The sequence below is a fragment of the Bradyrhizobium sp. CCBAU 11430 genome (assembly GCF_028128855.1).
Taxonomy (GTDB): domain Bacteria; phylum Pseudomonadota; class Alphaproteobacteria; order Rhizobiales; family Xanthobacteraceae; genus Bradyrhizobium; species Bradyrhizobium ottawaense.
Genome location: NZ_LBJV01000032.1, coordinates 1 through 13,415, shown reverse-complemented (window position 1 = coordinate 13,415; position 13,415 = coordinate 1). Strand labels below are relative to the sequence as shown.

At 64.2% G+C, this 13,415-nt stretch carries 13 protein-coding genes; 5 read left to right on the top strand and 8 right to left on the bottom strand.

The annotated features are described in order from the left end of the window. Window positions 1-319 precede the first annotated feature (319 nt). The 3 genes from XI04_RS09010 to XI04_RS09000 form a co-directional block, all read right to left on the bottom strand. Entirely contained in the window at window positions 320-1,120 is an 801-nt protein-coding gene (locus tag XI04_RS09010; RefSeq protein ID WP_271608689.1) for a phytanoyl-CoA dioxygenase, read from the bottom strand. 261 nt (window positions 1,121-1,381) lie between these two features. After that, the gene (gene dksA / locus XI04_RS09005; protein WP_008554760.1) at window positions 1,382-1,747 is read right to left on the bottom strand and encodes an RNA polymerase-binding protein DksA; all 366 of its coding nucleotides are present in this window, start codon (window positions 1,745-1,747) and stop codon (window positions 1,382-1,384) included. Between the two features lie 215 nt (window positions 1,748-1,962). Further along, window positions 1,963-2,574, bottom strand: a complete 612-nt coding sequence (locus XI04_RS09000) for an NAD(P)-dependent oxidoreductase (protein ID WP_152102694.1) — start codon at window positions 2,572-2,574, stop codon at window positions 1,963-1,965. Between the two features lie 149 nt (window positions 2,575-2,723). On the opposite strand from XI04_RS09000, the gene XI04_RS08995 reads away from it, so the two are divergent. Beyond that, window positions 2,724-3,095 carry a winged helix-turn-helix transcriptional regulator gene (locus XI04_RS08995; protein WP_028142748.1) on the top strand — a complete coding sequence of 124 codons (372 nt, stop codon included), beginning with the start codon at window positions 2,724-2,726 and terminating at the stop codon, window positions 3,093-3,095. 181 nt (window positions 3,096-3,276) lie between these two features. Here XI04_RS08995 and XI04_RS08990 read toward each other — a convergent pair whose 3' ends face one another. Beyond that, on the bottom strand, window positions 3,277-3,690 hold the full coding sequence (locus tag XI04_RS08990) for a flagellar assembly protein FliX (protein ID WP_018321841.1): 414 nt from the start codon (window positions 3,688-3,690) through the stop codon (window positions 3,277-3,279). Window positions 3,691-3,974: 284 nt separating this feature from the next. Here XI04_RS08990 and XI04_RS08985 point away from each other — a divergent pair, with 284 nt between their 5' ends. From XI04_RS08985 to XI04_RS08970, 4 genes are all read left to right on the top strand, one after another. Beyond that, window positions 3,975-5,099 (top strand): flagellar basal body P-ring protein FlgI, encoded by a 1,125-nt coding sequence (locus XI04_RS08985; protein ID WP_271594840.1) that lies wholly within the window; start codon window positions 3,975-3,977, stop codon window positions 5,097-5,099. Further along, window positions 5,099-5,467: a flagellar assembly peptidoglycan hydrolase FlgJ gene (gene flgJ / locus XI04_RS08980; RefSeq protein WP_271608688.1), complete on the top strand. Its 369-nt coding sequence runs from the start codon at window positions 5,099-5,101 to the stop codon at window positions 5,465-5,467. Before XI04_RS08985 ends, flgJ begins: the two co-directional genes overlap by 1 nt. Window positions 5,468-5,478: 11 nt before the next feature. After that, a complete protein-coding gene (locus XI04_RS08975; protein ID WP_028142745.1) occupies window positions 5,479-5,973 on the top strand; it encodes a hypothetical protein in 495 nt (164 codons plus the stop codon). A 164-nt stretch (window positions 5,974-6,137) separates the two neighbouring features. Then, window positions 6,138-6,497, top strand: coding sequence for a hypothetical protein (locus tag XI04_RS08970; protein WP_028142744.1), 360 nt, complete (start codon window positions 6,138-6,140; stop codon window positions 6,495-6,497). A gap of 116 nt (window positions 6,498-6,613) precedes the next feature. On the opposite strand, the gene flaF is transcribed toward XI04_RS08970, so the two are convergent. The 4 genes from flaF to XI04_RS08950 form a co-directional block, all read right to left on the bottom strand. Further along, the gene (flaF, locus tag XI04_RS08965; RefSeq protein WP_008554779.1) at window positions 6,614-6,982 is read right to left on the bottom strand and encodes a flagellar biosynthesis regulator FlaF; all 369 of its coding nucleotides are present in this window, start codon (window positions 6,980-6,982) and stop codon (window positions 6,614-6,616) included. A 292-nt stretch (window positions 6,983-7,274) separates the two neighbouring features. Then, window positions 7,275-9,563: a DUF1522 domain-containing protein gene (locus XI04_RS08960; RefSeq protein WP_028142743.1), complete on the bottom strand. Its 2,289-nt coding sequence runs from the start codon at window positions 9,561-9,563 to the stop codon at window positions 7,275-7,277. A 219-nt stretch (window positions 9,564-9,782) separates the two neighbouring features. Further along, window positions 9,783-12,062: a DUF1522 domain-containing protein gene (locus XI04_RS08955; RefSeq protein ID WP_038974412.1), complete on the bottom strand. Its 2,280-nt coding sequence runs from the start codon at window positions 12,060-12,062 to the stop codon at window positions 9,783-9,785. A 323-nt stretch (window positions 12,063-12,385) separates the two neighbouring features. Further along, on the bottom strand, window positions 12,386-13,415 hold a 1,030-nt coding region (locus tag XI04_RS08950; RefSeq protein ID WP_271623621.1), incomplete at its 5' end, for a DUF1522 domain-containing protein.

The following is a 13,415-nucleotide window of genomic DNA, read 5'->3' as shown; positions in this document are numbered from 1 at the left end:
ATTGAGTTGGTCCGGTCTTTATGGAGCCACGCGCCAGGCCCAACCGGCCCGCGCGGAACGAGACCCTGATTGCAGCGATGCGTGAAGCCGCTGCGCCGTCGTCTCAAGATGCCGGTCGATCTCCTTGATGCGACTCGCAAAACTTCCCGCACCTGAAGTGAAGGCTTTTTCTCATGCGAACTCACGTGAGCATGCAGGATTCGACTCTAGCCCATTGATCGCGATTCATTTTTCGCGATCGCGGCAATTGGCATCGGACGACAGCGGCGTTGTGGCGGAGGAACCCGCCCCAACGCCGCGTGCAATGACAACGCTTCCGTCAAATGCGTCCAAGCGCGAGGCGAATGGCGACCTCGACCGGCGAGTAGTCGCCCTCGCTCCGCTCCAGCCGGTACGGCTCGGCGAGATGCAGCGGTGGTTGCGCCAGGAAGCGCGGTCGCGTTCCCCGATGCTTCTGCGCGGCATGAACCAGGAAGGGATGACAGAGATAGACAGTGCCGGCCGCACCGGTCGCGAGCGCCACCGGACAATCGGCCCCCATCTGCTCCAGCAGCATGTGCGCCCGGCCCGCATCGCCGGCTGGCGCCAGGTAGCGCGCCATCGGCAGATGCGAGCCGACCCGGATCCGCGTCGGCGCATCGTGGTCACCGACATCGGAGAACAGGAACAGCAGCAGCAGCGCTCGCCCCCGCGAGGTGATGTTGACGCGCCAGGCCGAGAAATCCTGCGTCTCGTTCGGGTTGCTGGCCTCGCCGGGAAAGCTGAGATCGACATGCCAGCCGTCGTCGCCCGGATCGTCCGGATGCGGAAACCGCACCGGAAAGGTGCCGATATCGCGTCGCGGCCGCCATCGCCCCTGCCCGACGACCTGGTCGAAGGCGGCATGGAGCACTCCGGTGTTGATGGCATCCCGGAACGGCGGGCCGCCATAATAGGGCAGCCGCACCACGGGCCGGGTCCAGCTCGCGGGATCGTGCTCGCTGCATGGCAGATCACGCCAGATGATGACGCGGGCCGCCTCGGCGAGCTCACGGGGGAAAGCATTGTCGATCCGGACAAAGCCGTCGCGGATGAATTTAGCTATTTGCGCGTCGTCGAACGCGCGCGGATTGGCAGTCATGATGATCTCTCGAAGGCTCGCCAGCCCTCATCGTCCGCTCGCTGCGGAACCGGCTGGCTCAATCGGTTGGGAGGCCGCAAGTCGAACTTGCGGGACGCAATGCCTCCGCGACGGAGGCGCCTGCTCTCAGCCCAGGAAGAAGACCGATGCGATGTTGAGAGTGCAAATCATCATGACGGCGCGAATCTACGCGCCGGACCAGCGGCGTTCAAGCGACGCCGTGAGCCAAAAACAAAAGAGCCGCACGCGGCGGCTCGGGCTCTATTCGTCGCGATAGACCTTCTCGCGCTTCTCGTGGCGCTCCTGCGCTTCCACCGAGAGCGTCGCGATGGGCCGGGCCTCGAGCCGCTTCAACGAGATCGGCTCGCCGGTGTCCTCGCAATAGCCGTAGGTGTTGTCCTCGATACGCTGGAGCGCGGCGTCGATCTTGGCGATCAACTTGCGCTGGCGGTCGCGGGCGCGGAGCTCGATGGCACGGTCGGTTTCGGACGATGCCCGATCGGCGAGATCGGGGTGGTTGACGTTCTCCTCCTGCAGGGCTTGCAGGGTGAGCTTGGACTCTTTGAGGATCTCATCCTTCCAGGCGAGGAGCTTCAAGCGGAAGTACTCCTTCTGCCGGTCGTTCATGAAAGGCTCTTTTTCGGTCGGTCGGTAGTTTTTCAACTTTTCCAAGGGCGGCCTATCTGTCTAATCAACGACTCGCAAACGGAACGGAGTCCGTTGAGCGGGGCCTTATATAGCGGCCACCTGTGACAGACAATGTTTCCCTGAGCAACCGGTTAGCGCCCCCAAGCCCTTGCACAGGAAGGTTTATCCTGGAGGGCCCGGGGGCGGCCGAAGGCCTAGTAGCCGACCGTGAAACGCTGCCTCACATGGGCCGGCCGTTCGATCTCGTCGGCGAGCGCAATGGCGTAGTCAGCGAACGTGATCCAGCTCTTCCCGTTCGCATCTGCGAGAAGCTGATCGGTGCCAAGCCGGAACTTGCCCGTGCGCTCCCCTTCGATGAACAGCGCCGACGGCGAAATGAAGGTCCAGTTCAGATCCTTTTCCTGCCGCAGCAGGTCGAGGAAGACCGAGCCCGCTTCCGCTTCCGCCTTGTATTGGGCCGGAAAATTGGGAGTCGTGACCAGTTTCACGCCCGGCGCGACTTCGAGGCTGCCGGCGCCGCCGACGACGAGGTAACGACCAACCTTGGCGTCCTTCGCCGCGCCGATCAGCTTGCGCGCATCGCTCGCCAGGAAGTGCACGGAACTCACGGCGACGTCATGCCCGGTCCACAGCTTGGCAAGCCCCGCCTGGTCGAGCACGTCGCCCTTGGTCGGCGTGACGTTGGGCAGGGCCGCGATCTTCTCGGGGTTCCGGGCGATGGCCGTGACCGCATGGCCGCGGCGGGACAGTTCCTTGGTGATTTCCGACCCGGCCCGACCCGAGGCGCCGGCAACTGCGATTTTCATGGAAGGCTCCTTTGCTTCTGTGGTAACTAGAAGTGACTAGATATCGCAAAGAATGCTGGTGTTAAGAGAGCACTTTGTGCTTACCTGATTACGCAAGGGTAACCGCCACGCGCACCGCGAGCGACGAAAACGGATTCCGAGGACCGACGATGAAACCCGACGTCTATGCAGCGAACTGCCCCACCCGCCAGATTCTCGATCGCATCGGCGACAAATGGGCGGTGCTGATCCTGCTGCTGCTGCGCGAGGAGCCGATGCGCTTCAATCAGTTGCGCCGCACGATCGAAGGCATTTCGCAGAAGATGCTGAGCCAGGTTCTCAAATCGCTCGAACGTGACGGCCTGATCAGGCGCCATGCGATCGCGACCGTTCCCGTCACGGTGGAGTATTCGATCACGCAGCTCGGGCTGACGCTCGCCGGCGCAGTCGATCCGCTGCGCGATTGGGCCGAGCAGAATCTGAAAGACGTTCTCGCCGCCCAGCGCCGCTACGACGCGCAGCAGAAGGAGGAAGCGGCGTAAGGGGCGCGGCGAAGATCCAATAGCAGTCCCGTCATCCTGAGGCGCGAGGCATGGGACGCAACGCGTCCCATGGGGAGCCTCGAAGGATGCACGGCCGAGATGCTTCAGCGGGGCCGTCGCCCTTCGAGGCTTGCCCTGCAATTGCATTGCAGGGCGCGCACCTCAGGGTGACGGATGACGATTAAGCCCGTCCGGCCTTGGCGAGTTCAACCTCGACGCGCAGCTCGATCTCGGAGAGCACCGCATCGAGACCAGGGTCGCCGGAGGATGATTTCAGGTTCGCCGCAGCATCGCGCAGGCGCATCACGGTCGAGGCGTCGAGATTGCCGGCTAAGAGCCCCATCTTGAGATCGTCGAGCACGTCGAGCGCGGTCCTGCCGCGGGTGACCGAGCGCTTGCGGCGCTCGACCGGGTCCTCCTCGACGCCCTGCAGCGCCAGCAACCCGTCGATGTTGGTGGCGGCCTTCGGTGCGGCAGCGCTCCGGGTCTCCTGCGCCGACGAGGTGTCGGGCAACACGAAGGTGCCGGAGCCGGTCCGCCTGGCCTGGTTGGCCGGCGTTCCAAGCGTCGTGCCGTTCGGTCCGTAGATGCGCATCGGAGGGAATCCGGGTGATCGATGCGGTCACCTTCGCCGTCTTATGGTTAACGGCGCGTAAACGGCCCGGCAAAATCTGCCGACGGGCGGCAGTTTCGCTCCTCAGGGACAACGCCGGCTGACACCGGTCGAAACAGATTTATTCAACCTATTCAGCGGCCTATCCCCGCCGCCCCGGGTTGGCACAGCCCTCGCAAGGACAGCGCCGGACCAGCTCGTCATGGGAGTGTCGTGCAGGTCCTTCCGATTTGAGGAGCCTTTTGAGGATCCTTGGGGAGCAGAGGATGCCAAGCGTTCGTTGGGTGAGGATTGTTGGGGTGGCCTGCGCGGCGCTGTCGGCGCTGGTGCTGTCGCTCGCGCCGGCGGCTGCGACCTCGCGCATCAAGGATCTGGCCAATATCGAAGGCGTGCGGCAGAACCAGCTGATCGGCTACGGCCTCGTCGTCGGCCTCAACGGCACCGGCGACACGCTCAACAACATCCCCTTCACCAAGCAGTCGCTGCAGGCGATGCTCGAGCGCATGGGCGTCAACATCCGCGGCGCCACCATCCGCACCGGGAACGTCGCAGCCGTGATGGTGACCGGCAATCTGCCGGCCTTCGCCACGCAAGGCACGCGCATGGACGTCACCGTCTCCGCGCTCGGCGATGCCAAGAACCTCCAGGGCGGCACCCTGCTCGTCACCCCCCTGTTGGGTGCCGACGGCAATGTCTACGCGGTGGCGCAAGGCTCGCTCGCGATCTCCGGATTCCAGGCCGAGGGCGAGGCGGCCAAGATCGTGCGCGGCGTTCCCACCGTGGGACGCATCGCCAACGGCGCCATCATCGAGCGCGAGATCGAGTTCGCGCTCAATCGGTTGCCGAACGTGCGCCTGGCGCTGCGCAACGCCGATTTCACCACGGCCAAACGGATCGCGGCCGCGGTCAATGACTATCTCGGCGTCAAGACCGCCGAACCGATCGATCCCTCCACGGTGCAGCTTTCGGTCCCGCCCGAGTTCAAGGGCAACGTCGTCGCCTTCCTCACCGAGATCGAGCAGCTCCAGGTCGACCCCGATCTCGCCGCCAAGATCGTCATCGACGAGCGCAGCGGCATCATCGTGATGGGGCGCGACGTCCGCGTCGCCACCGTCGCGGTCGCGCAGGGCAACCTCACCGTCACCATCTCCGAGAGCCCGCAGGTGAGCCAGCCCAACCCGCTGTCGCGCGGCCGCACCGTGGTCGCGCCGCGCAGCAGCGTCACGGTCACCGAGGACGGCAAGAAGCTCGCCGTCGTCAAGGACGGCGTCTCACTCCAGCAGCTCGTCGACGGCCTCAACGGCCTCGGCATCGGTCCGCGCGACATGATCAGCATCCTCCAGGCGATCAAGGCCGCCGGTGCCATCGAAGCTGACATCGAGGTGATGTGATGCAGACCGGCACGATCAACACACCGCGCCTTGCCACCTCGTCGGCCTTCACGGTCGAGAGCCGCAACGGCCGACCCGATTTCGAGCTCGCCGCCGCCCTACAAAAGGTCTCGCCGAAGCAGCAGGCCAGGGCGCAGAAGACCGCCACCGACTTCGAGGCGATGTTCCTCAACAGCACGTTCTCGCAGATGACCTCGGGCCTGAAGGGCGAAGGCCCGTTCGGCGACACGCCCGGCACCGGCGTGTGGCGCTCGATGCTGACCGAGCAATATTCCAAGAACTTCGCCAAGGCCGGCGGCGTCGGCGTCGCCACCGAAGTCTACCGCACCCTCATCATGCAGCAGGCGAAAACGATCCGCACGGCATAAGGTCAAACGAGATGAACCATTTCAACGCCTCACGTCAGCAGCTGCAACAGCGCCCGAACACCGCGCCCGGCAGCGCCGAGGCGCGCAAGCTCGCCGAAGACCTGATGGACGCGATGAGCGCCCTGCTCGGACTGATCGAGCGCGAGACCGAGCTCGTTCGCGCCGGCAAGGTCCGCGAGGCGATGACGCTCGAGAGCAAGAAGCAGGAGCTGTCGCGAAACTATGTCGGCGCCGTCAGCCAGTTGAAGGCGAACCAGGCACAGCTCGCGAAATCCGCGCCGGAGCTGCTCTCGACGCTGCACCGGCATCACGATGCGTTCCGCGCGATGCTGCAGGTCAATCTCACCGTGCTCGCGACCGCGCACGCCGTCTCCGAAAGCGTCGTGCGCGGCGTCAATGCCGAGATCCAGAAGCGCAACGTGCCGAACACCTATACTGCCGCAGGTCGCCGCGCAGCTCCTGGTCCGCGTCACATCACGCCGCTCGCGGTCAGCCGCTCGCTCTGAGCTGGGCGCGCACAAAAACAACCGACAATTTTACGAAAAACCGCGCGGCGAAATCGTCGCGCGGTTAGTCACGTTTCCTTACCGGGTCTTCAGTCCTGGTGTTCCATGGTTGCGTTATTAGAGGGGTTGGGATTTGACTCACGTTAGGCAACCAGGAGGCTGCCATGAGTACAGATTTCAGCATCAGGCCGGTGGGGATCCCGGCACCCGTGCAGATCGTAACGACGTCCAATGCGGCGGCGAACGAGGCTGTGCAAACCGATCTTCCGGTGAACCAGACGGTCGCCGCGACGGATACGAGCGCACCCGTGCGCAACGATCTGCCGAACCACGAGAACGTCTCGCGCCAGGTCGTATTCGACCAGGCGTCGGCATCCATGGTCTTCCAGGTCGTCAACGACAAGACCGAAGCGGTGGTCAACCAGTTCCCTGACGAAGCGATGCTGCGCCGGCGGGCCTATTTCCATGCATTGGATATGAAGTCCGAGCCCTCGCGTCCGCTCAGCACGGACGTCAGCGCCTGACGATCGGGAGATCGGCAACGACGCTCTGCGTCTGACGGCACCGGTCAGCGCGAAATTCGTGTTTCCGAAGGACAGTTAGTCTGGGATTCTCGTGATGCGGCCATCACGAGTCGCCGTCACGGTCGCCCGGACAGGCCCGCGGCGATATTGCGGTTGATCTCGATCAGCGGACGGAAGTGATCGAACTGCGGGCTCATCTGCAGCGCGGCGGTCTGGCTCAGCACGAACACGCTGATGTTGGCGATCTTCTGCCGGACGTCGATCGGCTGCGGATTGTTGTCGCGCATCGCCTCGCTCAGGAAGATGGTCCAGAGCTTGCGGTTGAACATCAGCGCCTGCATGGTCTGCTCGCTGAGCGGATCGGCGTTGTTCACCGCATCCTGGAGCTTGTTCGCGGCCTTGAGCAGGGTCTGCGCCTCGATGTCGCGAGGAGATGCAGTGGTCGTTGCAACGCGCGCGTAAGCCGAGGCAGCGGAATTCGACATCAATCACACCCTGGAGGTTACCTAGCGCGTTGGACGCGCTTAAGGATTTCTTTCCCAACCCTAGGCAGCACCGCTTAAGATTTGCTTACATGTGTGCTTGGAAGCACTCCGGATAATTACGGGTCGCGGAGCTCTTCGTCAGCGCAACGCTAGATCCACGCACGCACGATGTAAACTCGCTCGCGTGATGCGTGTCGATCTCAGCTAATCTTGTCCTAGCGATCTCCCTCAAAAGAACGGCGGAGCGTTAGCCCCGCCGCGATATATCGTGTGGCGATCTTGCGCTGCGAGATTAGCGGAGCAGCTGCAGCACGCTCTGTTGCGACTGGTTGGCCAGCGACAGCGCGGACACCGCGATCGACTGGCGGGTCGACAGCGCCTGGCTGTTGGCCGCTTCCTCGTTGGTGTCGGCGAGGGTCAGATTCGACGAGCCGGTCTGCAGCACGTTGATCAGGTTCTTGGAGAAGTCCTGACGCACCTGCACGATCGAGAGGTTCGAACCGAGCGAAGATCCTTCCGAGCGCAGCCTGCTCGAGGCGGCATTCAGGCTGGCCAGCACCTTGTTGGTGGCGCCGTTGTCGATGAAGTCCGTGCCGGGAACGAGATTGCTGAGGCCGAGGCCGGCCGCGTTGAACACGACGCCGTTGATGCCGAGCGTGGAGCTGCCGGTCTCGTTGAAGACCAGCTTCAGCGTGTCGCCGTTGAGCAGGTTGATGCCGTTGAAGGACGAGTCCTGCGACGTCGTGTCGATCTGCGCCAGGATGTTGTTGAACTGGCTGACCAGGCTCGAACGCGCCGTCTGCGCGACGGGATCCTGAACCGGCGGCTGTGCAGTGGTAAAGGCGAGCACGCCGGTGAGCGTACCACCGACCGCGCCGCCCGCGGCAGTCGAGCCAAGGGTCGAGGAGGCGTATTCGTTGACGGTGGTGACCGTCAGCACGCCGTTGGCGTCGATCGTCGCCGTCAGGTGGTTGGCCTGCAGCTGCACATTGAGCTGGTCGAGCGTCTTGACCGTACCGTTGGTGCCGTCGCCGAAGGTGACGTTCACCGGCGTACCGCCGTTGAAGGAGGAGAAGGTCAGAGTCTTGCCGCTGACACCGCCAACACCGGAGGTCCGCGCAGCGGTGAAGGCGGTCGCCGTTCCCGTGTTGCCGCTGAGACCGAACGCGCTGAGCGCGTTGCCCGTGCCGGTGATCGAGAGATCGGCGTTGATGCCGGTGGAGAGCGCAAGCTGACCGCTGCTGTTGACCGACGACGGGATCTGGCCCGCGGTGGTCGACAGCGCCGCCGCGCCGTTGAAGATGCTCGCGGTCTTGACGCCAGTGGCAAGGTCGACCGCGTTGAGCAGGTCGGTCAGCGTCGCGCTCTGGATATAGACCGTCGAGTTGCCGTTGCCGTCGGTGACGATGTTGCCGCTGACGCCACCCGACGTGACGCTCGCCGCCGATTGCGGCGTCTGCGCGTTCTTGAACGTGATGGTGTGACCGTCGATATTGAGCGTCGAGCCGTCCTGAACGAGAGAGCCGAGCGAGCCGGCGGTCGTCGACCGGTTCGCGGTCACGCTCGCATTGCCTGCGCCGGTCGCCGCGGTCAGACCGAGCTTGTTGAGGAAGTCGGCCTTGCCCGTCACGCTCAGATCGGCGCCGGTCGAGCTCTTCAATGTAACAGCGCCCGCCGTGATGGACGATGCCACCTGAAGCGTACCGACGGGACCCGCCGAACCGCTGACCGCGATGGTCGCCGCGCTCGCGCTGATCGTGGCGGTCTTGACGCCGCTGGCGAGGTCGATCGCGCTGAGGACGTCGTTGATGGTCGCACCGGGCGCAGCCGCCGTTCCCTCATAGACGATCGAATTGCCGTTGCCGTCGGTGGCGATATGCCCGCTGGCGTCGAGGCCCCAGCCGGTCGGTTGCGTGCTCGGAGCGATGCCGGTGCGGAAGGTGATGGTCTTGCCGTTCACCGTGATGGTGTCGCCATCCGCAGGCGCACTCCCGAATGTGGTGGATGCGGTGGTGCCGACCAGTGTGGCGGTGCCGGAGAGTGCGGTGGTGCCGTCGGCCGCCGTCGCGGCGAACCCGACCACCGTACCCGCGCTTGAACCCAGCGACGCGCCGAGCGCCGCAGTCCCAGTGACCGGGGTCGTGCCACCGGCAGCACCGGTATAAAGCACGTTGCTCTTGGCGGTCGCGCTCGCATAGGAGGTCGTGCCGCGCAGGTCGGCCGGAGTCGCACCGGGAATCGTGGTGGAGACGTTCGACTTGGTGGAATAGCCGACCGTGGTCTGCAGCGCCTGGTTGGCGATCGATTTCGCGCTGTCGATCAGCTTCTGCAGCGAGGTGATGCCGGTGTTGGCGGCCTGCAGCACCTGGACACCGTTGTTGATGCCATCGAGCAGGTTGCTGATGTCGCTCGCCCGGTTGTCGAGCCCCTGCGCCGTGAAGAAGTTGGTGGGATTGTCGAGCGCGGTGTTGACCTTCTTGCCGGTCGACAGCCGCTCCTGCGTCGTGGCCAGCAAGTCGGCCGTCGACTGCAGCGACAACAGGTTCTGGCGAACGGACGCCGAGAGAACGATGTTGGACATTGGCGAGTCTTCCTCTTGAACCGGATACGAATCGGCCGCGCGGTCTGCAAAGCGGGCTTTTGTCCAGTCTTAGGGGGTCTCCTTTAAAGTATGGTTAACGCCGGTTTAAGGGATAGGGTTAATGGCCGATGAACGCCCCTGCCCGTCTCCGGACGCAAAAAAGAGCGGCGGGACAAATGACCCCGCCGCCCGGTTTTTTTTAGTAGTTTCAGTCGCTTATTAGCGAAGCAGCTGGAGCACGCTCTGCTGCGAGGTGTTGGCCAGCGACAGCGCGGAGACCGCGATGGACTGGCGGGTCGACAGCGCCTGGCTGTTGGCCGCCTCGACGTTGGTGTCGGCCAGGGTCAGGTTGGACGAGCCGGTCTGCAGCACGTTGATCAGGTTCTTGTTGAAGTCCTGACGGATCTGCACGACCGAGAGGTTCGAACCGAGGCTCGAGGCTTCCGAGCGCAGCGTGCTCGACGCCGCGTTCAGATTGGTCAGCACCCGGTTGGACGCCGCGTTGTCGATGAAGTCGACACCGACGGTCAGCGCGGCGAGGCCCAGACCCTTGGAGTTGTAGGTCACGCCGGTGATGTTCAGGCTCGACTTGCCGGTCTCGTCGAACACCAGCTTGAGCTGGTCGCCGTTCAGGAGGTTGACGCCGTTGAACGAGGAGTCCTGCGAGGTCGTGTCGATCTGGTTCAGGATGTTGTTGTACTGAGACACCAGATTGGCACGCGCCGTCTGTGCGACCGCATCCTGCACGGGGGTGGAAGCCGTCGAGAACGTCAGCGCTGAAGTGAGCGTGCCGCCGATCGCACCGCCGGCGGCCGTGGAGCCGAGCGTGGATGAGGCGTAGTCATTGGACGCCGTGATCGTCAGCAGGCCGTTGGCGTCGATCGTCGCCGCGAGGTTGTTGGCCTGAAGCTTCGTGTTGAGCTGATCGAGCGTCTTGACCGTGCCGTTGGTACCGTCGCCGAAGGTGACGTTGACCGCCGTGCCACCATTGAAGGAGGAGAAGGTCAAGGTCTTGCCGCTGAGGCCGCCGATACCGGAGGTGCGGGCGGCGGAGAAGGCCGTTGCGTTTCCGGTGTTGCCGGCGAGGCCGAACACGTTCAGCGCGTTGCCGGTGCCGGTGATCGACAGGTCGGCGTTGATGCCGGTCGAGATCTTGAGCTGGCCGGACGTGTTGATCGTCGAGTTCGACTGGCCGGTGGCGGTCGAAAGCGCCGCGACGCCGCTGGCGTTGATCGTCGCGGTCTGCACGCCTGTGGCAAGGTCGATCGCCTTCAGCACGTCATTGACCGTACCGCCCTGCAGATAGACCGTCGAGTTGCCGTTGCCGTCCGTGACGACGTTGCCGTTCGCACCATACCCGCTCGGAACGCTCGGAGCTCCGGTCGTGCCCGGGGTCGGCGCGTTCTTGAAGATGATGACGTGGCCGTCGACGTTCAGCGTCGAACCATCCGCGATGGTCGCACCCAGCGAGCCCGCGGTCGTAGTCCGGTTGACGTTCAAGCTGGCATTGCCTGCACCCGAAGATGTGGTCAGGCCGAGAGACTTGAGCAGGTCGGCCTTGCCGGTGACGCTCAGATCCGCGCCCGTCGAGCTCTTCAGCGTGACGGCGCCGGCACCAACGCTCGAAGCGGTCTGGTTGAAGCTGGTGGCGAGCGTCGCAGCACCCGCGGTGATGGATGCCGTCTTGACGCCGCTGGCCAGATCGACCGCGGTCAACAGATCGCTGACGGTCGCAGCCGGCGTGCCCGCCGTGCCGAGATAGACCGTGGTGTTGCCGTTGCCGTCGGTGACGAGGTTGCCGCTGACGCCCGAGCCGGACGGAACGCCAGTCGACGCCGGAGCAGAGCCGGAGCGGAAGGTGATGGTCTTGCCGTTCACGGTCAGCGTGTCGCCGTCGGCGGGCTGGGCGTTGCCGAGCAGGCCGGTGGCGGTCGTGCCGTTGGTGGCGATCAGGGTGATGGCGCCGGTCAGAGCCGTGGTGCCGTCGCCGGCCGTTCCCGCAGTGCCCGTGAAGGTGCCGATGGTGGCGCCGAGCGTCGTGGTGCCGTTCGCCGCCGTGGTGCCGCCGGCCGTGCCGTTATACAGCACGTTGCTGCTCGCGGTCGCGCTGGCGAAGCTCGTCGTGCCGCGCAGGTCGGCCGCCGTCGCGCCGGCGATCGTGGTGGAGACGTTGGACTTGGTGGAGTAGCCGACCGTGGTCTGCAGCGCCTGATTGGCGATCGACTTGGCGCTGTCGATCAGCTTCTGCAGCGAGGTCAGGCCGGTGTTGGCGGCCTGAAGCACCTGCACGCCGTTGGCGATGCCGTCGAGCAGATTGTTGATGTCGCTGGCGCGGTTGTCGAGCGACTGTGCCGTGAAGAAGTTGGTGGGATTGTCCAGGGCCGAATTGACGCTCTTGCCGGTCGACAGACGGTTCTGTGTGGTGGCGAGGAGGTCGGCGGTGGACTGGAGAGAGAGGAGGTTCTGACGAACCGACGCAGAGAGAACAATACCTGACATGACTCTTACCCTTCTGGCTTACGCGTCTTCGTTCGATCGCTTCGGATCGAGTGACGGGGCCAGCGTGCCGCGACATGGCTAACAAAGGGTGAAACGAGCATCGCCTGCGTAAGCGCCGGTTCACCATGAGCGGGCGGGACGCGCGGAGCGAGATGGCAATCAGCCTGAAATCATTGGCAATTCTTTGCGCTTACGCTCCATTAACCATAACCGCTGGTTACTTTTCGGAGCGTCATCTGCCCTCTCAAAACCTCGGGCGATCAACAAAAAAGCGGCGGGGCCGAGGCCCCGCCGCCCTAACGTCTTGCGATGTCGTCCGCTTGTTAGCGGAGCAGTTGCAGCACGCTCTGCTGCGACTGGTTGGCCAGCGACAGCGCGGAGACCGCGATCGACTGACGAGTCGACAGCGCCTGGCTGTTGGCCGCCTCGACGTTGGTGTCGGCCAGCGTGAGGTTGGACGAACCGGTCTGCAGCACGTTGATCAGGTTCTTGTTGAAGTCCTGACGAACCTGCACGATGGTCAGGTTCGAGCCCAGAGCCGAGGCTTCCGAACGGAGCGTGCTCGAGGCGGAGTTCAGGTTCGTGAGCACCTTGTTGGTGGCAGCGTTGTCGATGAAGTCGACACCGCTGGTCAACGCAGCGAGGCCCAGACCCTTGGAGTTGTAGGTCACGCCCGTGATGCTCAGGCTCGACTTGGCGGTCTCGTCGAACACCAGCTTGAGCTGGTCGCCGTTCAAGAGGTTGACACCGTTGAACGAGGAGTCCTGAGCAGTCGAATCGATCTGCTGGAGGATGTTGTTGTACTGGTTGACGAGATTCGCACGCGAGGTCTGCGCAACCGTATCCTGGACGGGGCTGGAAGCCGTCGAGAACGTCAGCGCCGTGGTCAGCGTGCCGCCGATCGCACCACCCGCGGCGTTCGAACCGATGGTCGAGGACGCGTAGTCGTTGGTGGTCGAGACCGTCAGCAGGCCGTTGGCGTCGATCGTCGCCGTCAGGTTGTTGGCCTGAAGCTTCGTGTTGAGCTGATCGAGCGTCTTGACCGTGCCGTTGGTGCCGTCGCCGAAGGTGACGTTGACCGCCGTGCCGCCGTTGAAGGACGAGAAGGTCAAGGTCTTGCCGCTGATGCCGCCGACGCCCGAGGTGCGGGCCGCGGTGAAGGCGGTCGCAGTCCCGGTGTTGCCGGCGAGGCCGAGCGCGTTCAGCGCGTTGCCGGTGCCGGTGATCGACAGATCGGCATTGACACCGGTCGAGATCTTGAGCTGACCCGAAGCATTGATCAACGAGTTCGACTGGCCGGTGGCGGTCGCAAGCGTCGCGGTGCCGTTGGCATTGACCGTCGCGGTCTGCACG